Below are 23,368 nucleotides of genomic sequence, written 5' to 3' on the forward strand. Positions count from 1 at the left end.
GTTGCTGGCATTGGGGCGCGCCGCGCCCAGTTTGCACGAGCGCTAACGCAGTTCGGACTCCGACGGTTCCAGCACGCTACGCAGTTTGCCGAGCAGCCAGTTGACCAGCGCATTGTTGTGCCGGTAGTGATTCCACGTGGGAATCTGGCGCGCGCCCAGAATGCGTTTGAACTCGTAGGACGTGGCGCCCAGTTCGATTTCCTCGAAGCCTTCGCGAATGCCGAATTCGACCGTGCGAATGAACATGGCGAAATACAGGCCGTATTCGTGGCTCCTCGCGTAGTCGAGCCCGATATAGCGGTTGACGAGGTGCCGCCCCTTGCCGATCAACTGGGTGAAGCCGATCAGCTCGTCGTCCAGAAAGTACAGCAAATAATGGCTCAAGCTGCGGGTGTTGGCGAAATACTCGGGCGTGAGCTTTTCAAACTTCAACTCGGCCTTTTGCCAGGTGTTCAGATACAGCGCATACACTTTGTCGACGAGATGATCGGGCAGTCCCGCGCATTCTTCATAGCGCAGCGCAGCCGCCTTCTTCAGCTTGCGCTTGAGCAGGTTTCTGCGGTCGCTCTTCATGGCCTGGTAGTAGTCTGGGCCGATCGACAGCACGGGCACGGGCAGGCCTTTTGCCGCCACGAAGCCGCTCAGCGGCAAATCCTCGCCGAAACCTTTGTAAGCGAGCAGGCTCCCTTTCTTCGCAAGCGCCGTGCTGATGGCCGCGAGCGTCTCCTGCGAGACTTCTCCCTGGATGCGGCCCGCGTCCACGGTCGGATGCCCGATGCAGGCCAGCTTGAAGCGGATCCAGCTCAAACTGTTCTTCAGCCAGCCGCTGGGAAGCAGCGTATTGAGCCGGAAATTCATCACGAAGTAGGGCGCCACAGTCACGAGCGCGCTGTCCCGGTACACGGCGAAATACCCGAAGCTGAAATCGTCCAGCCGGGCCGTCTGAAAGGCCTCGTAAAACTCCGCCCCCTCCGGCTCGTCGCGCAGAAAGCCCTCCGGCGGCGTGGCCAGATCCTCGATGTGCAGCATGGGTTGCGGTCCCTTTAATTCTGACTGTTCTGGTCACTGCCCGATGTAGGGCATCGATTGTCTGCGATCTTCGCTTCGTTGTCGATTGGCCCGCAGCGAGCGTGCCGGCGGGCGGGATATCGTCGACGCGGATCACAGTTGCGAATCGAGCAGGGCGGCCGCGTGTTCCAGCAGCCTTTCGCGCAGCGGCCGGCGGCGCCAGTCGTCAAGCGTGATGCGCTTCGCGAGGGCGGCGTCGGCATCGAAAATCGCGGTCTGCTCACGCGCGAAATCGCGGTCGTAGATGTTGAGATTGGCCTCGTCGTTGAGCTTGAACGAGCGGCTGTCGAAGTTGGTCGAGCCGACCGACACCAGGTATTCGTCGACGACGATCAGCTTGCAGTGGAACATCGTCGGCTGATACTCGTACATCTGAACGCCCGCCGCGAGCAGGTCGCCCCAGCAAGCTCGCGACGCCTCGCGCACCGTGTGGGTGTCGATGCGCTTGCCGGGCGTGATGATGCGCACCTTCACGCCGCGCTTCGCCGCTTCGACTATCGCGTTGATCGTGAGCTTGTCCGGCACGAAGTATGCCGTCGACAGATGAATGGAGCGCGTCGCGGCGGTGATCGCCATGAGGTACATCAGCTCCATGTCGTCGCTGCCACCCGAAGGCGAGCTGCTGAACATGTGTGCGAGGCCATTGCCCGCGGCGTCGATCGCCGGAAAATATTTCGGTCCGTGCAGCACATTGCCTGTGGACTTGACCCAGTTGTCCATGAAGACGGCCTGCATCTGCCCGACCGCCGGACCTTCAACGCGAAAGTGCGTATCGCGCCAGTGTTTTTCGTCCTGCGCGTGGCCGGTCCATTCATCGGCGATCCCTACGCCCCCCGTAAAGCCGATGCGCCCGTCGATCACGAGCAGCTTGCGGTGCGTGCGGTCGTTCATACGGCCAAGACCGGTCCAGTGCGGCCTGTGATACAGCACGAGCTGGACGCCGGCCTCGCGCAGCATTTGCTGGTAGCGCTTGTCCATCTTCGAGGAGCCAACCCAGTCGAGCAGCACATGCACGGCGATACCCGCGCGCGCCTTGTCTGCCAGCGCTCGTGCAAATTCCTCGCCGATCGCGCCGGACCAGTAAATGAAGGTTTCGAAGGTGATGGTGTGCTGTGCCGAGCGCATGCCCTCCAGCATCGACGGAAAGATTGCGTCGCCGTTCACGAGCGCCTTGAAGCGATTGCCGCCCACGACGGGTGGCCCGAGCAGCAGTCCCATCGAGCGGATGAACTGCGGACTGTCGCTTGCGTAGAGCCGTTCGATGTTGTGCTCGATCTTCTTCTCGCCGCTCGTGAGGTTCGCGATGACCAGGATGACGACGAGCGTCACCGCGACGGTCACGGCAATGAGGGCAATTGTCGGCATGTGTGGGCCTCGCCTGGCGGATGGATCCCTGAGTGTCCCGGCGCCCGCCTGGGAACGATCCCATGCTGGTAGCACATTGCATGCGCGAGTGGCCGCAGGCAATCAATCCGTGTCGGCGGCTTCGTCCATCTCGTCGAGGTTCGCCTGCAGTTTCATCATGACGCGATGCGCGGCCTTGATCTCGGTGACCGTCACGCCTTCGGCCAGGCGGTTGACCCAAGGGGCCTGAAGACGCATGGCGGCTTCGAATGCCTGCCGGCCCGCATCGGTCAGAACGACCAGCTGCGCGCGGCGATGGTGTGGGTTTGCCTCGAAACGCACCAGAGCGTCGTTTGCGAGGTCGTTGACGATCCGTTGTACGTTTTGCCGGTTGGCGCCCAGATCGCGGGCGATCCAGGCCACCGGCTGTGGCCGCTCGGCGGCACGGATGGCGCCCAGTATTTGCCAGCGTGCGCTCGTAAGCCCGAGGCCCTCGACGAGCCGATCTCCCGAAGTCAGCAGTCCGCTATTGAGCCGGAAGAGATCGAGCATGATGCTCGACAGGCGTTCCCCGGCCGGTGTTCTCACAGGTTCGCGCATATGTCACCATATTTTCAAATTGACATCATCATGTCAATTTACTATAAATTGGCCGTGACAGGTTGACATCATTTTCCAGAACCAGGAGTGCACCATGCTGCAATTGCGACCGCTCGATCCTTCCTGCCCGATCGAGCGTCAACTTGCCATTGACGCCGAGCCCGTTGTGCTCGTCAACGTCTTCACGCTCGATCCGGCGGACGAGGCGAAGTTTCTTGAGGTTTGGCAGGACGACGCCGCATTCATGAAGCAGCAGCCCGGCTTCATTTCAACGCAACTCCATCGCGCGATTGGGGCGCATCCGGCCTATATGAATTACGCGGTCTGGGAGTCGACCGCGCATTTTCGGGCGGCGTTCTCCCAGCCTGGGTTTCGTTCGAGCCTCGCCGCATATCCCTCATCGGTGATTGCTTCGCCGCATATCTTCCAGAAGGTTGCCGTGCCGGGGATTTGCGCGAGTTAGACACGGCTTTTGCGTTTTTGAAATTCGATCAGGAACCCTTATCACTTACCGGCAGATTCACTTGCATCAGCTTCGCTGGCGCGATGCTCGTCGTTTGCCGCGCGGCTTGCGATACGGTTCTTGGCGATGGAGTCGCCATGCGGGGAAGCGGTCGGCGCTGGCAAGCGGGCCATGGCCATGAACGGTGCCATCATCAGGAGGCCGGCAATGGCGAACGTGGCGTTGAGTCGGCTGAAGTACGTGATCACGTTTTTCTCCTTGATGGTGAATTAAAGGATGACTAAATAATCGATGGATTGTCGCGAAGTTCGCCAGAAGCTCAGGGAAGGTGTGTCCCGAATCCAAAGCTTACGTGAAGTTTACATTCCGTAAGATTGGCTGGCAAGTAACTCGTGAAGATTTCGTGCGGCCTGATGCCTCACGAAAGCCCCACGAAAGCCCCACGAAACAGGGGCGGATACGGAGGGCTTAGAGCGCGAGCACGCGCGCCTCGATGCGCGCGAGACGTTTGACGTGGCGCGGCGCGGGCACGAGATCGGCGCCGGAGAACAGCACGGGGGCGCCCTGCTGTGCGTCGAGCGTTGTGTCCCCGCATTCGTACGCGACGATGACCTGCTGGCCTACGGGCGTATTGAACAGTTCGTGCCACGAGAACGTGACGAAGTAACCGTCGTGGCCGACGGCGAGGAAAACCATGCGCTTGAAGTCGCCATGCACGTCATTGCGCAGCTGCGCCGCTTCGAGCAGGTCCGTCAAGCGCGCGCCGCGATAGGGCGGGACCGTCCGGATGAAGCGCTGCGTCGTGTAGCAGCGCAGATCGAACGCCGGGCACGTCACGGCCGGATATTGCCGGAGCGCCTCGAGCGAGAGCGACATCGGATGCACGAGGCTGCCCGTGAGCCGAAGCGGGGCGGATTGCTCCGCGGCGTTGTCGATTGAGGCGGGGGCGGTCGCGATATCCATGTATGAGTCTCCGGGCCGGTGGCGTTCGATATAGCCTCGCGTATATTACGCTCGCGATCGACCGGCGTCAGCGCCGTCTACAAGATGCCGGGCATGCCAGAGCGGTTATGGCCCCCGAAGCGGCGCCTGAGCACGCGTGAAGTCAGGCCATGGCGGCATTCCTGAGCCTGAACGCGGCGACGGTCTCGCGCAGCGCGTGCGCCTGCTCGGCCAGCGCATGCGCTGCCGCCGAGGCCTCTTCCACGAGCGCCGCGTTCTGCTGCGTGACCTCGTCCATTTGCGTGACAGCGATGTTCACCTGTTCGATGCCCGTCGACTGTTCGCGCGAGGCCGTCGAAATATCCTGTACGGTGCCGGAAACCCGCTGCACGGCTTCGACGATCTCGTCGATGATCTGGCCGGCGTCGGCCACCTGCGACGATCCGTTCTTGACGTGTTCTTTCGACTGCTCGATGAGCGTCTTGATCTCGCGCGCCGCGCTCGCGCTACGCTGCGCGAGCGTGCGGACCTCGCCTGCGACAACGGCGAAGCCGCGGCCTTGTTCACCCGCACGCGCCGCTTCGACCGCCGCATTGAGCGCGAGAATATTGGTCTGAAACGCGATGCCGTCGATCAAGCCGATGATCTCGCCGACCTTGCTCGAACTGTGGGCGATGGATTGCATCGTGCCGACCACGCCGCGCATCACCGTGCCGCCTCGCGCGGCGGTTTGTGCCGCCGTGCCCGCAAGCGAGGTGGCCTCCTCTGCGTTCTGTGCGTTCATGCGCACGATCGACGTGAGCTCTTCCATGCTTGCAGCTGTTTCTTCGAGCGATGCTGCCTGCTCTTCGGTGCGCGAGGACAAATTCTGGTTGCCCGAGGCGATCTGCGCGCTCGCGGTCGCCACGCCTTCGGCATTGGCGCGGACCTCGCTTACGACGCGCGCGAGACTGGCCTGCATTTTCGCCAGCGCCGTGAGCAGTTCCGCGGTTTCGTCGTCGCCCTGCGCATGCAGATCGGTCGAGAGGTCGCCGTTGGCGACCTCGCGTGCAAAGCCCACCGCGCGCCCCAGCGGGCGCGTTACCGTGCGGCTGAACAGCACGCCGCCCGCCAGCGCGAGCACGAACGCGACCACCATGAGCACGGCGCTCACGATGGTGGCGTGCGCCGCTTGCACCGCGGCCTGCGCGGCCACCTGGGCGTTGGTGGCGGCAATGGTCTGCGCGGCACGATCGAGTAGTTGGGCCGGCGCGCGATCGACACCGGCGACCACGGTATCGCCCGCAACGGGATCGGCGCCCGCCGCCTTGAACGCCTCGAAGCCCTTGCGGTAGCCCTGGCCCATCGCCTCGTGCGCGGCGGCGAACTGTTCGACGAGCGTGCGCGCTTCGCCATCGGGCAGCTCCGTTTCGAGCGCGGCCGCGAGATCGTTCACCGTGCGCTCGCGCTTCTGGAATGCGGTCCAGTAACGATCGAGTTTCTGCGGGTCCTTGCCGCGCAGGAGCGTGTCTTTCCACTCCTGCACTTGCAGCTTGAACTCGACGAGCGTGGCCGACACCATGCGCTCGTTCGCGGCGGCGTTCTGCACGGTGGTGCGATAGGTATCGATCGCCTGGTTGAGCGTGTGAATGCCGTATAGCGCGCCCGCCGACATGAGGGTGAGCGATGCGGCGAAAGCGAGGGGAATCTTGCGGCTGAGCTTCATAGGGGGCGGATGACTGAGATCGCAGGGCGCATGGCGCGCCGACCCCCGTATTACGGCGCGCGCGGGTCCTTCTTTAGTGTTCTCTCATTACGCCGTCTTTCGTCATACGGAAGACGTTGCAAGCATCTTTCTCGCGCGGTGCTGGCGATCGAAATGCTTTTAAAAAAGTCCGACTATTCGGAGCCTTTTAAAAGCGTGTTGTGGCGAGGCATGACGGGATCAAGGATAATAGTTCGGTATGCTTGGTAAAATGGCAATCTCGATCATCCACTTCTGTTCCACCGCTTCCAATGGGCAGCGCGCGCTTTTACGGACGGTTGATAGAATTGCGCAACGCGCAACCGCCGATTCGAAGGAGCCAGTCTGAATGTCACCGCACACGGATACCGAACTTTTCCGTCTTCTCGCGAACAGCTATCGCCGCCTGTTAGGCGTCGCGCTCGTACCCGAAGGCATGAGCGAGGCAGAAGGCGCGGCCTGGCTCTACGAGTGCGCGCCGTTCGGCTTGCTTGCGCATGGCACGCAGGCGGACCCGGTCTTCATGTATGGCAATCGTCGCGCGCAGGCGATCTTCGGCTACGACTGGCACGAAATCACAGCGCTGCCTTCGCGTCTTTCGGCGCAGGCGCCCGAACGTAGCGAGCGGCAGGCATTTCTCGACTCGGTTACGCGCGAAGGCTTCGTGAAAGACTATCGCGGCATTCGCATCACGAAGGCCGGGCAGCGCTTCTGGATCGAGCGCGCGATCGTCTGGCAACTGATCGACGAAGCGGGGGGACTGCACGGGCAGGCTGCCATGATTCCGCACGTCGCGCCTTGCTGAGGCGCACGCGCGCCAGCGAAGCGCGGATCATTGCGGGCGCTGCGTGCCCTTCAAGCTCGCTCGTGGCTCCGCCACCGCATAGCCCGCGAGAAATACGTCGACCGCCCGGTTGACCACCTGCTGCAATTTCGCGCGCGAGGTTTTCACCTCATAGCCGAGCGTTGCGATTTCGACCAGTTCCGCCTCGAGCAGCGCCAGCAAATGGTGCGCCGCGACGCCCGTGTCGCACGGCCGAAGCGCGCCCGACTCGATCGCGCTGGTCAGAAAGTCGCGCACGTGCATCAAACCGAGTTTCGGGCCCGATTCGTACAAGATCCGGCCCACGTTCGAGCGGTCGACCTCCTGATGGCACAGCCGGCGTATCGCGAGAAAAGAGGGCTGCAGCACTGCGCTCAGGTAGTGGAGCCCGAACGCGACGAGCGACTCGTCTAGCGGTGTATCGAGTGTCAACTGACTGAACGCGTCGCGGATTTCCGTTCCGGCGCGGCTCGTCATTGTTTCAGCAAATAACGCCTCTTTCGACTCGAAATAGCTATACAGCGTCGCCTTCGACGCGCCGGATCGCGCTGCGATTTGCGTCATCGACGCCTGCTCGAAGCCCTCGTCCCGGAATACTTCCAGCGCGGCTTCGATGATGGATTGGCGCTTTTCTTCCGTCTTCTTTCTCATGCAGTCTCCCTGCCTCGCTCGCTCGCCTGGCTGGGACGCGAGCATCCACCCAAACACGCCGGCCAGTCATGGATGGAAACATTCGTGACCGGGTAATGTAATTGACAGCCATCAGTCGTTCCATTATAAACCATACCGTTCAGTTTAGTTATGTGATCGGGAACACGACAATCAGGGCTGGACGGTGACGCGTACCGAGGCATCGCCATTCCGGGCCACACGATTTCAACCAATTAGTAGTACGAGTCAATTGCTTCGCGCCTGTTCATGTTCCGGCAAGGCGATTCAATGCCCGATTCGATGGGATATATGTCACTACAGATTCATGCAAGGGATGGATCGAGCAGGAAAAGCCGCGGCTTTCGCGCAGCGCTTTTCTGCTTGACCGCAATCGCGATCGCCGGCTGCCAGGGTCGCGACGGCGCAATGCCCGCTCACTCCGCCGGCCAGAGCGTTGAAGTCGGCGTCAAGACGCTTGCACCGCAACGCATCGTGATGACGGCCGAGCTTTCGGGGCGGCTTTCGGCCCTGAAGGTTTCGGATGTGCGGCCGCAGATTGGCGGCATCGTGCAGAAGCGGTTCTTCGTCGAAGGCTCGGACGTGAAGGCCGGCCAGGTGCTCTATCAGATCGACCCTGCCACCTACCAGGCGACCTACGATCAGGCGCGCGGCACGCTCGCCAAGGCGCAGGCTACGCTCGCTTCCGCGAAGACGAAGGCCGACCGCTACGCGCAGCTCGTGAAAATCAACGCGGTCAGCGCGCAGGACAACGACGATGCGATTGCGGCCGTTCGCGAGGACGAGGCCGACGTGATCGCGGATCGTGCGTCGCTCGAATCCGCGCGCATCAATCTCGGCTATACGCGCGTCACGGCGCCCATTTCAGGCCGTATCGGTGCTTCTTCCGTGACCGAAGGCGCGCTCGTGACCTCCGAGCAGACCACGGCGCTCGCCACCATACAGGCGTACGACCAGATGTACCTCGACGTCACGCGATCGAGCGCCGACTGGCTGCGCCTGCGCAAGGCATTTGCCTCGGGCCGCCTCAAACGCTCGGGCACGGGCGCCGCCGTGCAGCTCGTGCTGGAGGACGGCACGCCCTACGCGCACGCGGGCGTGCTGCAGTTCTCGGGCATCACCGTGGACGCGACAACGGGCTCGGTGACGTTGCGCATGGTCTTCCCGAACCCGGAGGGCGAACTGCTGCCCGGCATGTTCGTGCGGGCGCAGCTCGACGAGGGCGAGAGCACGAGCGCGCTGCTCGTACCGCAGCTCGCGGTCACGCGCGCTTCGGATGGCGGCGCGAGCGTGTGGGTCGTCGATGCGACCGGACACGCGAAGCAGGTCGCGGTGCAGGCGGACAGCGCCTATGCCGACCAGTGGATCGTCACGAGCGGGCTGAAGACCGGCGAGCGCGTGATCGTGAGCGGGCTGCAAAAGGTGCAGGCCGGCGTCGCTGTTCACGTGGCGGCGCAAGCGGGTGAGCCCGCTGCCGCCTCGGGCGTTTCGCTAACGTCCGCGGCACCGTCACCGGCAAAGTCGTAAGGAGGGCGCATGGCAGGTTTCTTCATCCAGCGCCCGATCCTCGCGTGGGTTATCGCGATCGTCATCATGTTGATTGGCGGCGCGGCGACCACCACGCTGCCGATCGAGCAATATCCGACCATCGCGCCGCCTTCCGTGCAGGTCACCGCGACCTATCCGGGCGCCTCCGCCGACACGGTCGCGAAGACCGTCACCCAGGTGATCGAGCAGAAGCTCTCCGGCATCGACAACCTGCTGTACATGTCGTCGACGAGCAGCGGCGCGGGGCAGGCCACCATCAACCTGACGTTCAAGCCGGGCACCAACCCGGATATCGCGCAGGTGCAGGTCCAGAACAAGGTGACCCAGGCCACGGCCTCGCTGCCGGAAACGGTGCAGGAGCAGGGCGTGCAGGTAGCGAAGGCGTCGAGCGACTTTCTAATGATCGTCGCACTGTCGTCGCCGGGCGGCACGCTCAATTCGATCGATCTGGGCAACGTCATCGCCACGCAGATCGAGGACCCGCTTACACAGATCAACGGGGTGGGCGACGTCACGCTTTTCGGGGCGCAGCATGCCATGCGGATCTGGCTCGATCCCGTGAAGATGCGCAGTTTTGGCGTCACCGCGTCCGATGTGACGACGGCGGTCACCAACCAGAACGTGCAGCTTTCCGTCGGCGAGTTAGGCGGGGCGCCCGCTACGGACTCCCAGGCGATCAACGCGACGATCTCCGCGTCGAGCCTGATGACGACGTCCGACCAGTTCGGCGGCATTCTCCTGCGCGTGAACAGCGATGGCTCGAAGGTGCTGCTCAAGGACGTCGCGCGCGTCGAGGTGGGCGGCGACTCGTACGATACGTCGTCGCGGCTCGACGGCAAGCCGGCGGCCGCGCTGGCCGTGAAGCTGTCGACCGGCGCGAACGCCATGGCGGTTGCGAAGGCCGTGCGCGCCAAGCTCGCGGAATTGCAGCCGCAATTGCCCAAGGACGTGGCGATTGCGTATCCGTACGACTCGACGCCGTTCGTGAAGATCTCGATCGAAGAGGTCATGAAGACGCTCTTCGAAGCGGTGATCCTCGTGTTCCTCGTGATGTACCTGTTCCTGCAGAACCTGCGCGCGACGCTGATTCCGACCATCGTCGTGCCGGTCGCGCTGCTCGGCACGCTGGGCGTGATGTCGGCGATCGGCTTCTCGATCAACGTGCTGTCGATGTTCGCCATGGTGCTCGCGATCGGCTTGCTCGTGGACGACGCGATCGTCGTTGTGGAGAACGTCGAGCGGATCATGGCAGAGGAACGGCTCGACGCGAAGGCGGCAACGAAGAAGGCGATGAGCCAGATCACCGGCGCGCTCGTGGGCGTGACGACCGTGCTGACCGCCGTCTTTATCCCCATGGCGTTCTTCTCCGGTTCGACCGGGGCGATCTATCGCCAGTTCTCGGTCACCATCGTTTCGGCGATGGTGCTCTCGGTGCTGCTCGCCATGACGCTCACGCCCGCGCTGTGCGCGAGCTTGCTGAGCCCGTCGGCAGTCGAGCACGCGCAAAGCCGCGGTTTGCTCGGCGCGTTCAACCGCTTCTTCACGAAGAGCAACGCGCGCTATAGCGCGACGCTCTCGCGCGTGGTGGCCAAACCCGCGCGCTGGATGCTGGGCTATGCGCTCATTGCGGGCGTGGTCGGCATTCTGTACGTGACGCTGCCTTCGTCGTATCTGCCGGAAGAGGACCAGGGCTCGATCATGGTGTCCATTTCGGCGCCGGTCGGCACGCCTGCTTCGAAGACGCTGAAGACCGTGGCAGAGGTCGAGCAGTATTTCCTCAAGCAGCCCGCGGTAACGCACGTGATGGCCGTGAACGGCTTCAGCTTCAACGGACAAGGGCAGAACAACGCGCTCGCGTTCGTGCAGTTGAAGGACTGGAGCCAGCGCGGTTCTAACGAGAGTGCGCAAGCGGTGATCAGTCGTGCGAACGCCGCCTTCGCGAGCAATCGCGACGCGCAGATCTTCGTGATGAACGAGCCCGCGATTCATGGCCTCGGCACGCAGAGCGGCCTCGACTTCGAGATCGAGGACCGTGCGGGCCAGGGGCATGACAAGCTGCTGAAGGCGCGCAACCAGTTTCTCGCGCTGGCGGCGAAGGATCCGTCGCTTGCGATGACGCGACCGGCGGGCCTCGAAGACACGCCGCAGCTCTACGTCGATATCGACCGCGAGAAGGCGAGTGCGCTCGGGCTGTCGATCGCCGATGTCGACACGACGATTTCCACCGCATTCGGTTCGGCGTACGTGAACAACTACATCGATACCGGGCGCATCCAGAAGGTCTACGTGCAGGCGGACGCGCCGTACCGCATGATGCCGGACGATATCGGGCAGTGGTATGTGCGCGCGGATTCGTCGTCGTCGAGTAGTTCGTCATCCTCAAGTTCGTCTACGTCTACGTCTTCGTCTTCGAGTTCGACATCGACATCGACGTCGACATCGACGTCGTCGGCGGCGACCTCGGGCTACGACGGCCAGATGGTGCCGTTCTCCGCGTTCGCCACCACGCGCTGGACCTTCGGGCCGCCGCAGATCGAGCGCTATAACCGCGAACTGGCGATGCAGATGAGCGCGCAGCCCGCACCCGGCGTGAGCACGGGCCAGGCGATGGCGGCCGTCGAAAATATCGCGAAGCAGTTGCCGGCCGGATTCGGTATCGAGTGGACGGGGCAGTCGTATCAGGAAGTGCTCGCGGGTTCCCAGGCTACGTATCTGTATGCCATTTCGCTGATCGTCGTGTTCCTCTGCCTCGCGGGGCTGTATGAAAGCTGGTCGGTGCCGCTTGCTGTGATTCTCGTGGTGCCGATTGGCGTGCTGGGCGCACTGCTGGGCGCGCACTTGCGCGGCCTGTCGAACGACGTGTATTTCAAGGTCGGTCTGCTGACGACAATCGGTCTGGCAACCAAGAACGCGATCCTGATCGTCGAGTTCGCGAAGGACCTGCAGGCACAGGGGCGCGGGCTTGTCGAGGCCACGCTCGAAGCCGCGCACCAGCGGTTGCGGCCGATTCTCATGACGTCGCTTGCTTTCGTGTTCGGCGTGCTGCCGCTCGTGATCAGCACCGGCGCGGGCTCGGCCGCGCGCCATGCGATCGGAACCGGCGTTGCCGGCGGGATGATCGCGGCAACGGCGCTCGCCATCTTCTTCGTGCCCGTGTTCTTCATCGTGGTACGCAGACTGTTCAAGGAACATGGCGAAGCCGCGCAGCTCGCAAAGGACCCTGAATGAAATTGAAACTTCTCTCCGTGCTCTGTGCGGCGGTATTGAGCGCGTGTTCGCTTGACCCGGTTTATCAACGGCCCGCAGCGCCGGTCGAGACCGCGTGGCCAACGGGCGCCGCGTACGGTGCGAGTGCATCGGCGGCAGCGGCGCCGGCGTCGCCGGCGTCATACGCGGCACCGAACGCCGCCGACGTCGGCTGGCGCGAGTATTTCAAGGACCCGCGCCTGCAGGAGCTGATCGCGCTCGCGCTCGGCCACAATCGCGACTTGCGCGTCGCGGCGCTGCAGGTGGCCGAGTACGAGGCGCAGTACCGCATCACGCGCGCGGAACTCGCGCCGACGATCGACGCCGGCGGCTCGGTCACGAACACGCGCACCGACGGCGCGGTGAGCCACTCGAATACCGTGTCGGTCGGCACGACGTCGTGGGAAATCGACTTCTTCGGGCGCATCCGGAGCCTGAAGCGCCAGGCGCTCGAAAACTATCTGTCGACGCAGGCCTCGCGCACCAGCACGCAGCTTTCGCTCGTGGCGGACGTTGCAACCGATTATCTGCAGTTGCTCTCCGACGAGACCTTGCTGAAGATCTCGACCGACACCGCCACGGCCAACCAGCGCACCTACGACCTCACGGTGAGCATGATGAAGATCGGCAGCGCGTCGCTTCAGGACGTGCGCGAGGCGCAGACTACGCTGGCGAGCGCGCGTGCGAGTGTGGCCTCGTACACGCGCGCGGTCGCGCAGGACCGCAACAATCTGGTCGCCGAAATTGGCTGTCCGCTGCCGGATGACTTCAGCACGGGGCCCACGCTGCTGGACAGCGACGCGATGTTGGCCGACGTCGATGCGGGTATCCCGTCCGACTTGCTCGCGCGCCGGCCCGATATCATCGAGGCCGAGCATACGCTGAAGGCCGCGAACGCGAATATCGGCGCCGCGCGCGCGGCGTTCTTTCCGAAAATCGAGCTGACCGCGAGCGCCGGCACCGCCAGCACGAGCCTCTCGCAGCTGTTCAAGGCGAGCACGGGCGCGTGGACGTTCGCGCCGTCGATCACGATGCCGATCTTCGACTACGGCAGCAACAAGGCGTCGCTCGACGTTGCGAAGATCGAGAAGGATATCGACGTGGCCGACTACGAAAAGGCGATTCAAACGGCGTTCAAGGAAGTGTCGAACGCACTGGCGGGGCGCGCGACCTATGTCGATCAGGTTGCGGCGGACCGCGACTACGTGAAATCGGCGCAGGACTACTACGATCTCGCGCAGGCGCGCTACAAGACCGGCACGGACAGCTTCCTGACCTTGCTGACGGCGCAGCGCACGCTCTACACCGCACAGGAGCAACTGGTGACCGACGAGCTGGCGAAGCTGTCGAATCAGGTCACGCTCTACAAGGTGCTGGGCGGCGGCTGGTCCGAGACGGGCGTGCAGGAACAAGCGGCCGCAAGCGACGCGGCGCGCTCCTGAAGCCTGTGAGGCAAAATGCGAGCGCAGCGCGCAACCCGCTAGAATTGCGATAGTCGCCGCTGCTGTGAGTACCATGAGCGCCGGCGTTCGCGATTTCCTTGCCATTTGCCATTCAATTCACGCGTGAAGACCGCCTCCCTCGAACAACTGCGTGACGGGCAGCTCGCCGGCGCACGACAGCTCAAGCTCGCCTGCGAGTTGACCGAATTCCCGCGCGAGATCTTCGATCTCGCCGACACCCTGGAGGTGCTCGACCTCTCGGACAATGCGCTCACGTCGTTGCCGCACGACCTGCCGAGGCTGCGCCATCTGCGCATCCTGTTCGCCTCGAATAACCCGTTCACCGAGTTGCCGCCGGTACTTGGCGAGTGCGAGTCGCTGAGCATGGTCGGCTTCAAGGCGAACCGCATCCGGCGCGTTTCAGGGAGTGCGCTGCCGCCGCAATTGCGCTGGCTGATCCTCACCGATAACGACGTCGACGCACTGCCGCCCGAAATCGGCGAGCGTCCGAATCTGCAGAAGCTGATGCTGGCCGGCAACCGGCTGCGCTCGCTGCCCGAGACGATGGCCTCGTGCAGCCGGCTCGAATTGCTGCGGATCGCGGCGAACCGGCTCGACGCGTTGCCCGACTGGCTGCTGCGCCTGCCGCGCCTCGCCTGGCTCGCTTACGCGGGCAATCCGCTGAATACCATGCGCGAGCAGGTGGCGCTGGCCGACGCGCCGGTGCCCGACATCGACTGGCATGCGCTCGCGCTGGGACAAACGCTCGGCGAGGGCGCCTCGGGCGTGACGCATCGCGCGACGCGTCTTTTGCGCGACGGGCATCCGGTGGAGGCGGTCGCCGTCAAGCTGTTCAAGGGCGCGGTGACGAGCGACGGCTTGCCGGAGCTTGAAATGGCCGCGTGTCTGCAAGCCGGTTCGCACCCGAACCTCATCCCGGTGCACGGCAAGACCACGGGTCATCCGTTGGGCGAGCACGGCCTCGTGATGGCGCTGATCCATCCGTCATTCGGCAGTCTCGCCGGGCCTCCGAGCCTCGACTCGTGCACGCGCGACGTCTACGCGGCCGATGTGCGGTTCGACCGGCCAGTGGCGTTGCAGATCGCGCGCGGGATTGCTTCGGCGGCGCGGCATCTGCACGGGCGCGGGATCATGCACGGCGATCTCTACGCGCACAACATCCTGCACGACGGTGCAGGGCACGTGCTGCTGGGCGACTTCGGCGCGGCGTCGCTCCATGACATCGACGATCGCGCACGCGCGCAGGCGCTCGAACGTATCGAGGTGCGTGCGTTCGGCTGCCTGCTCGAAGAACTCGCGCAACGTTTGGCCGGCGAAGCGCATGATCGCGCCGCCGGGTTCGACGCGCTCATAGCCGACTGTTTCGCCGGGCAGGTCGAGATGCGGCCCTCGTTCGACGAGATTGTCGAGCGGCTGTCTGCGTTGAGCGCTTGAGCGTCTGAGCGTTCGTTCGATCGAGCACAAGCAGTTTGCGCCCCGAGGCGCTTTCCCCCTGCGACGCAGCAACGGATCGCGAACGCATTCAGCGGCGCACGGCGGGCCATTCAAAATGACGGTGGTCTGCCCGTGACTTTCATCTACGCACTTTGTGGCGACGACCGGCGTGGGCCGGTCCGTCCCGCAAGTGCGGCAAGCGCGGTACGCGGTAATTCTTCGGTGGCCAGCGCCCACAGCGAATACGCAACGCCGCGCTGAAACAACAAGCTGACAGCAGTGCGAAGCTCGCCCCTGCCCAGCGCATAGACCGATTCAGTGACGCCCATCGCACCGTGCATGAGGACGCTGGCATGGCGGTAGCAGCCCATCATGCAGGCGTTGCAGGGTTCCCGTTGATCGGGCAGGCGGTCGAGGTCGAACACGGAGCCCATCGGCTCATGCCACGGCCCGCAGCGCCAGACATCGAGGTTCCAGTCGATATAAAAATACTTGCTGCCGGCAATACACGGAATGCGTTGCTGCTCGCCGCGCACGAAGCGTGCAACCTCGCTCAGCGCGGCGCTCGGATCCATCACGCGAAAGTGCTTTTTGAGGCGCTCGATTGCACTCAATGCTTCGAGCAGTTCGTCTCGGCTGAGGTCGACGAGCTTCGAATGTTCGTCGTACACGAGTGACGTGGAACCGAATGCGTCGCGCCTCGGATAGGAGAACACCACGGAATCGAAGCCAAGCCGATCGAGCGTTTCAGGAAGCGATTCGTAATGGACCAGATGGCTTACCGTAACCGTCGCGCAGACCGGAATGCCGAATCCATGCGCTTGAGCGATGCCCTCGCGGATGCGGCCCTCGAGGCCTGGCAGGCCGCGATTACGCTCGTGCTCGCGCATGTCCGCGCTATCGATCGAGATCAGGAGACGCTTGAGGCCGGCGCCAGCCAGTTGCTTGATATGGCGAGGCAGGAACCAGCCGTTCGTGATCACGCCGCACTGGATGCCGGCTTGCGTGGCCGACGCTACGAGCGATTCGATCTGCGGGTGGACCAGCGGCTCGCCGCCCTGCAGCGTCATGTAGCGAATCCTGCGTTTGCGCAGCATCGGCATGGCACGCGCGAAGTCATCGGGGTCGATGTAGCGGCGCGGGCCCGCGAGTTTCTTCTCGCGTGAAAAGCCGCAGAAGTCGCACGCAGCGTTGCAAACGTTCGTAACCGATACGTCACAGACCGCAGGCAATGGACTGCGCGGTTCGATCGCGCTGCTTACATTTGGCAGACTGCGCCACTTGATGGTCCGCTCTGTCATGTCCATGGTGTCCTCATGGTTGCTGACTCACTGCGCACGAACCATCATAGGCCACGCTCGGTACCCGCACCGGATCGCATGTGATATTCGTCCAAAAATGGATTGAACACATCCGGTTTGACAGGCTGGTGTGAGGCGCCTTCAATTGCCATACTTGATGTGTCTTACCGGGAAGTCGGTTGCAGGCGAGTCTGCGAACGCAATGCACAGATTGCAGGAGGAAAGTGAAATGGTTGATACCGCAACCACAAAGCCGCGCGCGATCGGCTTCAACCACGTCGCGCTGGAAGTTGGCGATATCGAGGAAGCGCTGGCGTTCTATGGTCGCATCTTCGACTTTCAGTTGCGCGGCAAGAGCAGGACGATGGCCTTCATCGATCTCGGCGATCAATTCATCGCGTTGCAGGCGGGACGCAAACAGGCCGCCGACGACGGCCGGCATGTCGGCCTCGTTGTCGATGACAAGGAGGCCGCGCGGGCCGCCCTCAAGGCGGCGGGCGTCGAGTTGCTCGGCGGTCCGTTTCTGGATTTTCGCGACCCCTGGGGCAATCGCATCGAGATCGTGGGCTATGACAATATTCAGTACACCAAGGCGCCGAACGTTCTGCGCGGCATGGGCCTCACGCATTTGACCAAGAACGAAAGCGCAAAAAAGGAACTGGCGGAAAAAGGGATGGCGCCGAGCTAAAGGTCGGTTGCCGACGATGGCTTGACGGCAGCACTGCGGCTTCGCTCAGTTCGACTGTTGCGGAGTTTGTGGTTGCTGCTGCTGCGGCGGTTGCAACGGCAGCGGCAACTGAGGTTGCGGCGCCGTGATCGGTTCGAGACCGCTGCGCATGATTGCGGGTGCCGCATCCGGCGAAGACAGAAAGCGGATCAGCGCCTCTGCGCCAGCCGGATTTTTCGCAGTGGTGGCGACGCCCCCGGAGTACACGACGTAGTTCTGCAATTCCGCGGGCAAACTGCCGACCACCGTCACTCCCTTCACTGGCAACAGTTCCACGACCTGCTGAAAGCCGATCTGCGCATCGCCATTCGCAACGACAGTGGCGACGCGGTCGGCGGGAACCATGCGGCTCTTGCTTTTCACACGCCCTTCAATGCCCAGACGCGAAAACAGTTCGTTGGCGATATACGCGCCGCTCGCGTTTTGCGGGAAAACAATCGACTTCGCTTCGAGCAGCGTGCGGCGCAAGGCGTCGACAGAACTGATGTCCGGTTTCGGCGCACCCTCGCGCACCACCATGCCGATGGGCGAGCGCGCGAAGTCCACCTTGCTGCCGGGCACGACATTGCCCGCGTGAATTTGATCGTCGAGCGCATAGCTGACCACGATCAGCACATCGGCCCACTCGCCGCGCGCGAACCTCACGGGAATGGCAGTGAGGGCCGTGCCCGCCGCGGCCCCCCAGACCGTGACCAAGGTATTGCCGGTCTCGTCCTCGAAGAGTGGACCTAACTCGCGATACGCGGGCGCAAACCAGCCCGACATCATGACCTTGACCGGGTCCGCCAGACACGCGCAGGGGCCGAGCAAAGCGAGCGATACGCAGAACGCGAGTATGCAAAGCCTCAGCTTGTGGATAGTCATGGCCAACCCGGCGCGGACATGCATCGATCCCCATTTGCGATGAAAGCGTGTGACGAAAGCGCGCGATGAAAGTGCGTCGTATTGCGACCGTTTTGCATCGTTTATACAACACGTTCGTTTGTGCACACACTGGTTTTCTTCGCCTCTGATAGTCTTTTCCCAGCGACAGTTCGGGCAGTTATCAAACTTGACGCGTGCGAAGCGTGAAATCGAAGACAGGGGGGCTTATCCATGTTGCATTGGCTTTCAAACTTGATTGCCCACAATGCCGCAACGCCGGAGAAGCAGGCTCAACGCGCGCTGGGTGAATTGCGCATGGCGCTGTTCCAGGCTGAACAGCGGGTTCTGGATGCGCAACTGCAGGCCGAGTATTACCGCACGCGAATCGCCTTTTGCGAGGAGGTGCTGAAGGCGGGCATCGAACAGGTGTCAGATCAGCGAAAAGGGCAGCGTGAAGCGGTTACGCACGACTTGCGTCCGAACCTCAAGCTCACGACTTCGTAATAGCCGGGCACGGCGATTTGGGGACATGGCGCGTGGCCGCATGGCGGTGCGCGATGGTCCACACGCCGCGGCAGAAGTGGCGGGTGCGGCACCAAACTTGCGCAATCGGTGTGTAGGGACCCCTATTGGTCGAACAAATAGACCCTACAATCAGGAGACGATCATGGATAACCATGAGTATGCCCACCGCCAGGCGTTCGAGCAGAGCGACGCTGATTCCGCGAACGAACCTTATGAGCACCCGTATCGTGCGTTGTTGCACGAGCCCACCGTTGCGCTGGTCGGCAACCCCAGTGACCGCGCCGACGTCGCTACGTCGGCGATATTGGGCTATAACTGACGGCGGCTTTTTTTAATGGCCGCCGATCCACATTCACATACTCTGCATTCCGAACGATTCGATCAACCGAGGCGGGGTTGACGACAAGCGGCAGATGCGCGCCGGGCAGGGGCGCATCGCGCTTTTCGGCCGCTTTCTTCCGGCATTCAGCACGGACCTCGACGAACCGCTAGATGCGCGGTAGATCGTCGATAGATTTTTCGACGTTGCCGTCCGGCACTTCCAGATCGATTCCATCGACCCCGTTGGGATGCGGCACCGGCTTGATCTTCGGGCCGAGAAATCGCATGCCGCCCAGCGTAAATACCGAATAAACCACTGCGCCCGAGCGGATGTCGTGCGTGACGGCCGCCACCTCGGAGATGGCGGGTGTCGAGAGCCAGTCGTGCGTCTGGGGGTCGATTAGCGCCCAGCGCACGTGTGTTACCCGGTCCGTTGAGGAACTGATGCGTACGCCGTCGACACCATAGGTAGCCATAGCCGTCACCCTCGAGACGAGACTTCAATGGTAGTCCGTTCGCTGCGCGGGTGGTAGCGCACCGTTGGCGGCGCCGGGCGCCTTCCACGCGCCGGTGCTTACCGCACCGCCTGGCTCGTGACAGCCCGCTCCCAGTCCCGCTAATCAAGGCCCGCTGCTGCGTGCCGTGCGTACGGTCAAGTGGTTGGACACCGACGTGACGCCGCTTACCGACCCAGCCGCGTCGCCGGCCCGCGCGATCTGCGATTGATGCGGTACCGACCCCGTCAACGAAACGACGCCGTGATGCGCCGTGACGTGGATGTTGGCGAAATTCAGTCCCGTTGTGCGCGTGAAGGCGCGGCGCACGTCACGCACCAGCGCACTGTCCGACCGGCCCGATTGTGCGGGCGCGCCTTCTTGGGCGGATGTCTCGCCAGGCGCGCTCGCGGCCGTTTGCGCGTGCGCATAACCCGCGCAACTCGCGATGGCCACGAAGACCAGCGTGCGGACGATTTGGCGTTTGCTGTTAGTTTTCATCCTTCTTCCCTATGCCAGGTTTTCCAGGTTTCCCGACAGCCGCCAGACAGTACTGAAAACAAGCGGCGGATCAGTACGTTGTAGGTGAAATCTCTGGCGAGGAGAAGAAGGCTGCCAGGAGGTCGCCGGCAACACAGGGGGCATGCGTGGACGGCGCCTCCTTCGTTGCGCTTATTTCCCTTGCAGCAGCAAGCCGAGCGGCGCGAGCGGGCCCACCGGCAGCAGATCGAACGCGAGGATGCCGGCCTCGACGAGCGGCAGCGTATCCAGCGTGGCCTTCACTTCGTCCACCGCGCCCGAACTCATGAGAAACACCACGCCCGGCTTGTCCTGGCGGAACCAGTACTGCTCGATTTTGCCATCCAGGTAGAGCTTGAGCGTGGCCGGCACTTCGTGCGGCATGATCTCGTCGCGCTGTGCAGGCGTGAGTTCCTTGACGATCGATCCAATGGCGAGAACCTTCATGACAACCTCCGTGTTCAATGTGTGTTGCGACTTGCAACGCGATTGAGTGTATCGTTGGGGTCTCGTCGGCTGTACTGTCACAAACGACAACTTTAGAGGCATTTACGCCATGCGAATTTCTGTACTGGCTCTCGATGGCGTGTTCGATACCGGGCTCTCCGTCACGCTCGACGCGTTCTCGGCCGCAAACAAGCTTTCGGCGGCGACCATGGGCGGCGTGCCGCGCTTCGACGTTACGCTCGTGGGGGTGAGAAAGCGGGTGCGGTCGGCTCACGGCCTGGCCGTGCCGGTGCAGCCGGTCGCGCAGGACATGAAGCCGGATTGGGTGATCGTGCCCGCGTTGGTGACGTTGTCGCCGCAGGAGCTGCTGCAGTCGTTCGAGCGCGCGGACGTCGGACAGGCCATGGCGCGTTTGCTCGAATGGCAAGCAGGGGGCGTGCGGGTCGGCGCGTCGTGCGTCGGGACGTTCATCCTTGCCGAGGCGGGGCTGCTCGATCACCGCGAAGCCACCACCAACTGGGCACTCGCGCCGTTCTTCCGGCAGCGCTATCCGCACGTGCAGCTCAACGAATCGCGCATGCTCGTGCCTTCGGATATCGGCGTGACGGCCGGCGCGGCCATGGGGCATCTCGATCTCGCGCTCTGGCTGATCCGGTCTGCGAGCCCGGAACTGGCTTCGCTCGTTTCGCGCTATCTGCTGGCCGACATCCGCTCTTCGCAGGCGCCGTACATCATCCCGAATCATCTGGCGCAAGCCGATCCGCTCATTCAGCGCTTCGAACAATGGGCAAGGAAGAATCTCAGGTCGGGATTTTCGCTGCAGGACGCCGCAAAGGCGCTGGCCACCAGCTCGCGCTCCTTGCAGCGCCGGTGCCAGGAGGTGCTCGGCAAGTCGCCGCTTGCGTACTTTCAGGACTTGCGGGTCGAGCATGCGCAGTCGCTGCTGCGCAGCGGCAAGCTCGACCTGGAGAGAATTGCGGCCGAAGTCGGTTACGGCGACGGCGCGACGCTGCGCAGCCTGTTGCGGCAGCGGTTGGGAAGAGGGGTGCGGGAACTGCGTGCCGACTTGTTGTAACGGTGCGGCCTTTTTAGGGCGAGAGGCCGAGCACCGTGAGATGCATTTCGCGGCGCTCGACAAATCCGAGCGCGCGATAGATCGAAATAGCACTGTGATTCGAGGTCAGCACGTGCAGGAAGGGTGTCTCGCCGCGCGCGCAGATCGCCGCCATCAGCAGCTTCATGAGACCCGCCGCAAGCCCTTGCCCCCTAAAGGCCGGGTCCACGCACACGGCGCTGATTTCGGCGTGGCCTTCGATCTTCATGCGCTCGCCCGCCATGCCGACGAGCTTGCCTTCTCTGCGTACGCCAACGTAGCCGCCGAATTCGATGGTGCGCGGACCAAACGGGCCGGGCTGCGTTGCTGCGGCCAACGCGAGCATCTCCGGCACGTCACGCTCCGTGAGTTGCACATGCTCCAGCGCATTTGGGGCATGCGGCGCGCCTTGCCAGACCATTTGCAGCAGCGTGGCATGCCTGATCAGCGCGAAGCCGGCGGGAGGCTCCACGGCATCCAGTGTGGTCAGGGCAACGGGGGCATGTTCTTCGATCAGTCCTCGCAAGGCGTCGAACGATGCGGGCGTGGCGTCCGCTAACGCCGCGAAAGGGGCAACGGCGGGCGCATACCGTATTGCGCGATCGTTCCCAACGGCAAGTTGGCGCTGGCGGCCGGTGAGCGCGTGCCATACGGTGTTGTCCAGCGCAGGCGTGCTGCCCGTGGGTTTCGTTGCCAGCACATCGAGCATGATTCGCGCTTCCTTGGAGAATGTGGATGGTTTGGGACGATAGTCTAGACGCGGCGCGTTCGGCGGACCACGGCCGAACGCGCCAACTTTGGCGTCAATCGCGCCAATGCCATGCGTCACGCACCCATCACGCACCCTTTACCAGCGCATCGAGCACGGTGTCCAGTTCGACTTGCCCGCGGACGATTTCATGGGCGGGCTTGTCGAAGCAGATCCAGCCCTCGTTGAATCCGTCCAGCATGCGCATACGTGGCTGGGGATGCTGCATGCCCTGCGAGATAAAGCGCGATTCCCAATCCCGCCGGTTCACCGCCACCGCGCGCACCGGCTTGCCAAGCACACGGGCAAACGCGGAAGCGATGTCGTTCGCGCTCACGCGGCGCGGTCCTTCCAGTTCGGTCACGCGTGTGCCGCTCCACGTTTGCTGGAGCAGTTCAGCGGCGATGCGCCCGACGTCTGCGGTCGCGACCATCGGCACGCGGTGGTCGAGCGGCTGCAGGTAGCTTTCGATCACGCCGTCGTCGCGCGCGGCCGCGACATCCCACGCGGCGTTCTCCATGAACCAGCCGGGCCGCAGGAAGGTTACGGGCAGAGGCAGCGCAGCAAGCGCCTGCTCCATCAACGAGAGTTGCGAGAGCAGGTTGCTTTCTTGCGCCTGTGCGCCGATCGTCGAGAGACAAACGACTTTGCCGGGCTGCGCGTTACGGATCGCGGCGCACACGGCTTCGATGACCGCCCGAGATTCCGGAAAGCCAGGCGCGGGATCGAACTGCGGTGGGAGCAGGATGAACACGCCCTGCGCGCCGCTGAACGCAGCGGTAAGCGCTGCGGGGTCTTCCATGCTTGCCGTGGCCAGTTCGCATCCCTGAGCTTGCCACGACGCGGCGCGCGCAGCGTCGCGCACGACCGCTCGCACCGGTTGCCCCGAGGCAAGCAGCGCACGTGCGAGCGCGCCGCCCACTTTTCCGGTAATGCCTGTAATTGCGTACACTTGAAACCCTCCGAATGCGCCGACGAGATTGTCGAAAAGCCCGAACAGGAAGTC

24 protein-coding genes are annotated in these 23,368 nt (G+C 63.3%); 10 read left to right on the forward strand and 14 right to left on the reverse strand.

Going from position 1 to position 23,368, the window contains the following annotated elements:
• Positions 1–42: 42 nt before the first annotated feature.
• The 3 genes from FAZ97_RS27570 to FAZ97_RS27580 form a co-directional block, all read right to left on the reverse strand.
• Positions 43–1,029 carry a GNAT family N-acetyltransferase gene (locus FAZ97_RS27570; protein WP_158761815.1) on the reverse strand — a complete coding sequence of 329 codons (987 nt, stop codon included), beginning with the start codon at positions 1,027–1,029 and terminating at the stop codon, positions 43–45.
• 132 nt (positions 1,030–1,161) lie between these two features.
• Entirely contained in the window at positions 1,162–2,433 is a 1,272-nt protein-coding gene (cls, locus tag FAZ97_RS27575; protein WP_158761817.1) for a cardiolipin synthase, read from the reverse strand.
• Positions 2,434–2,535: 102 nt separating this feature from the next.
• A complete protein-coding gene (locus FAZ97_RS27580; protein WP_158761819.1) occupies positions 2,536–3,012 on the reverse strand; it encodes a MarR family winged helix-turn-helix transcriptional regulator in 477 nt (158 codons plus the stop codon).
• A gap of 94 nt (positions 3,013–3,106) precedes the next feature.
• Between FAZ97_RS27580 and FAZ97_RS27585 the strand changes: the two genes are divergently transcribed.
• Positions 3,107–3,475: an antibiotic biosynthesis monooxygenase family protein gene (locus tag FAZ97_RS27585; RefSeq protein ID WP_199272172.1), complete on the forward strand. Its 369-nt coding sequence runs from the start codon at positions 3,107–3,109 to the stop codon at positions 3,473–3,475.
• A gap of 41 nt (positions 3,476–3,516) precedes the next feature.
• On the opposite strand, the gene FAZ97_RS27590 is transcribed toward FAZ97_RS27585, so the two are convergent.
• The 3 genes from FAZ97_RS27590 to FAZ97_RS27600 form a co-directional block, all read right to left on the reverse strand.
• A complete protein-coding gene (locus FAZ97_RS27590; RefSeq protein ID WP_158761820.1) occupies positions 3,517–3,723 on the reverse strand; it encodes a hypothetical protein in 207 nt (68 codons plus the stop codon).
• A gap of 220 nt (positions 3,724–3,943) precedes the next feature.
• The gene (locus FAZ97_RS27595; protein ID WP_158761822.1) at positions 3,944–4,438 is read right to left on the reverse strand and encodes a molybdopterin-dependent oxidoreductase; all 495 of its coding nucleotides are present in this window, start codon (positions 4,436–4,438) and stop codon (positions 3,944–3,946) included.
• 142 nt (positions 4,439–4,580) lie between these two features.
• Entirely contained in the window at positions 4,581–6,122 is a 1,542-nt protein-coding gene (locus FAZ97_RS27600) for a methyl-accepting chemotaxis protein (protein ID WP_158761824.1), read from the reverse strand.
• A 367-nt stretch (positions 6,123–6,489) separates the two neighbouring features.
• Here FAZ97_RS27600 and FAZ97_RS27605 point away from each other — a divergent pair, with 367 nt between their 5' ends.
• On the forward strand, positions 6,490–6,945 hold the full coding sequence (locus FAZ97_RS27605; protein ID WP_158761825.1) for an MEKHLA domain-containing protein: 456 nt from the start codon (positions 6,490–6,492) through the stop codon (positions 6,943–6,945).
• 27 nt (positions 6,946–6,972) lie between these two features.
• On the opposite strand, the gene FAZ97_RS27610 is transcribed toward FAZ97_RS27605, so the two are convergent.
• Entirely contained in the window at positions 6,973–7,614 is a 642-nt protein-coding gene (locus FAZ97_RS27610) for a TetR/AcrR family transcriptional regulator (RefSeq protein ID WP_158761827.1), read from the reverse strand.
• Positions 7,615–7,914: 300 nt separating this feature from the next.
• Between FAZ97_RS27610 and FAZ97_RS27615 the strand changes: the two genes are divergently transcribed.
• From FAZ97_RS27615 to FAZ97_RS27630, 4 genes are all read left to right on the forward strand, one after another.
• Positions 7,915–9,159 (forward strand): efflux RND transporter periplasmic adaptor subunit, encoded by a 1,245-nt coding sequence (locus FAZ97_RS27615; protein WP_158762439.1) that lies wholly within the window; start codon positions 7,915–7,917, stop codon positions 9,157–9,159.
• 9 nt (positions 9,160–9,168) lie between these two features.
• Positions 9,169–12,408 carry an efflux RND transporter permease subunit gene (locus FAZ97_RS27620; protein ID WP_158761829.1) on the forward strand — a complete coding sequence of 1,080 codons (3,240 nt, stop codon included), beginning with the start codon at positions 9,169–9,171 and terminating at the stop codon, positions 12,406–12,408.
• Positions 12,405–13,868 (forward strand): efflux transporter outer membrane subunit, encoded by a 1,464-nt coding sequence (locus FAZ97_RS27625; protein WP_158761831.1) that lies wholly within the window; start codon positions 12,405–12,407, stop codon positions 13,866–13,868. Before FAZ97_RS27620 ends, FAZ97_RS27625 begins: the two co-directional genes overlap by 4 nt.
• 123 nt (positions 13,869–13,991) lie before the next feature.
• Positions 13,992–15,323 (forward strand): leucine-rich repeat-containing protein kinase family protein, encoded by a 1,332-nt coding sequence (locus tag FAZ97_RS27630; protein WP_233271849.1) that lies wholly within the window; start codon positions 13,992–13,994, stop codon positions 15,321–15,323.
• A 143-nt stretch (positions 15,324–15,466) separates the two neighbouring features.
• Here FAZ97_RS27630 and FAZ97_RS27635 read toward each other — a convergent pair whose 3' ends face one another.
• Positions 15,467–16,630, reverse strand: coding sequence for a radical SAM protein (locus tag FAZ97_RS27635; protein ID WP_158761833.1), 1,164 nt, complete (start codon positions 16,628–16,630; stop codon positions 15,467–15,469).
• A 196-nt stretch (positions 16,631–16,826) separates the two neighbouring features.
• Between FAZ97_RS27635 and FAZ97_RS27640 the strand changes: the two genes are divergently transcribed.
• The gene (locus tag FAZ97_RS27640; RefSeq protein WP_233271850.1) at positions 16,827–17,312 is read left to right on the forward strand and encodes a VOC family protein; all 486 of its coding nucleotides are present in this window, start codon (positions 16,827–16,829) and stop codon (positions 17,310–17,312) included.
• Positions 17,313–17,357: 45 nt separating this feature from the next.
• Here the strand turns inward: FAZ97_RS27640 and FAZ97_RS27645 are convergent, their stop codons facing one another.
• On the reverse strand, positions 17,358–18,215 hold the full coding sequence (locus FAZ97_RS27645; protein ID WP_158761835.1) for a substrate-binding domain-containing protein: 858 nt from the start codon (positions 18,213–18,215) through the stop codon (positions 17,358–17,360).
• A 231-nt stretch (positions 18,216–18,446) separates the two neighbouring features.
• On the opposite strand from FAZ97_RS27645, the gene FAZ97_RS27650 reads away from it, so the two are divergent.
• Positions 18,447–18,719 carry a hypothetical protein gene (locus tag FAZ97_RS27650; RefSeq protein WP_158761837.1) on the forward strand — a complete coding sequence of 91 codons (273 nt, stop codon included), beginning with the start codon at positions 18,447–18,449 and terminating at the stop codon, positions 18,717–18,719.
• A 163-nt stretch (positions 18,720–18,882) separates the two neighbouring features.
• Positions 18,883–19,059, forward strand: coding sequence for a hypothetical protein (locus FAZ97_RS35275; RefSeq protein WP_199272174.1), 177 nt, complete (start codon positions 18,883–18,885; stop codon positions 19,057–19,059).
• A 169-nt stretch (positions 19,060–19,228) separates the two neighbouring features.
• On the opposite strand, the gene FAZ97_RS27655 is transcribed toward FAZ97_RS35275, so the two are convergent.
• The 3 genes from FAZ97_RS27655 to FAZ97_RS27665 all read right to left on the reverse strand — a co-directional run bounded on the left by FAZ97_RS27655 (position 19,229) and on the right by FAZ97_RS27665 (position 20,521).
• A complete protein-coding gene (locus tag FAZ97_RS27655) occupies positions 19,229–19,537 on the reverse strand; it encodes a hypothetical protein (RefSeq protein ID WP_158761839.1) in 309 nt (102 codons plus the stop codon).
• A 144-nt stretch (positions 19,538–19,681) separates the two neighbouring features.
• Positions 19,682–20,056 carry a BON domain-containing protein gene (locus tag FAZ97_RS27660; RefSeq protein ID WP_158761840.1) on the reverse strand — a complete coding sequence of 125 codons (375 nt, stop codon included), beginning with the start codon at positions 20,054–20,056 and terminating at the stop codon, positions 19,682–19,684.
• Positions 20,057–20,227: 171 nt separating this feature from the next.
• Positions 20,228–20,521: a hypothetical protein gene (locus FAZ97_RS27665; protein ID WP_158761842.1), complete on the reverse strand. Its 294-nt coding sequence runs from the start codon at positions 20,519–20,521 to the stop codon at positions 20,228–20,230.
• 109 nt (positions 20,522–20,630) lie between these two features.
• On the opposite strand from FAZ97_RS27665, the gene FAZ97_RS27670 reads away from it, so the two are divergent.
• Positions 20,631–21,596 carry a GlxA family transcriptional regulator gene (locus tag FAZ97_RS27670; RefSeq protein ID WP_158761844.1) on the forward strand — a complete coding sequence of 322 codons (966 nt, stop codon included), beginning with the start codon at positions 20,631–20,633 and terminating at the stop codon, positions 21,594–21,596.
• Between the two features lie 13 nt (positions 21,597–21,609).
• On the opposite strand, the gene FAZ97_RS27675 is transcribed toward FAZ97_RS27670, so the two are convergent.
• Entirely contained in the window at positions 21,610–22,323 is a 714-nt protein-coding gene (locus FAZ97_RS27675; protein WP_158761846.1) for a GNAT family N-acetyltransferase, read from the reverse strand.
• A gap of 127 nt (positions 22,324–22,450) precedes the next feature.
• Complete coding sequence (locus tag FAZ97_RS27680) at positions 22,451–23,314, reverse strand: NmrA family NAD(P)-binding protein (RefSeq protein ID WP_158761847.1); 864 nt, start codon at positions 23,312–23,314, stop codon at positions 22,451–22,453.
• Positions 23,315–23,368 lie beyond the last annotated feature (54 nt).

The sequence above is a fragment of the Paraburkholderia acidiphila genome, from assembly GCF_009789655.1.
Taxonomy (GTDB): domain Bacteria; phylum Pseudomonadota; class Gammaproteobacteria; order Burkholderiales; family Burkholderiaceae; genus Paraburkholderia; species Paraburkholderia acidiphila.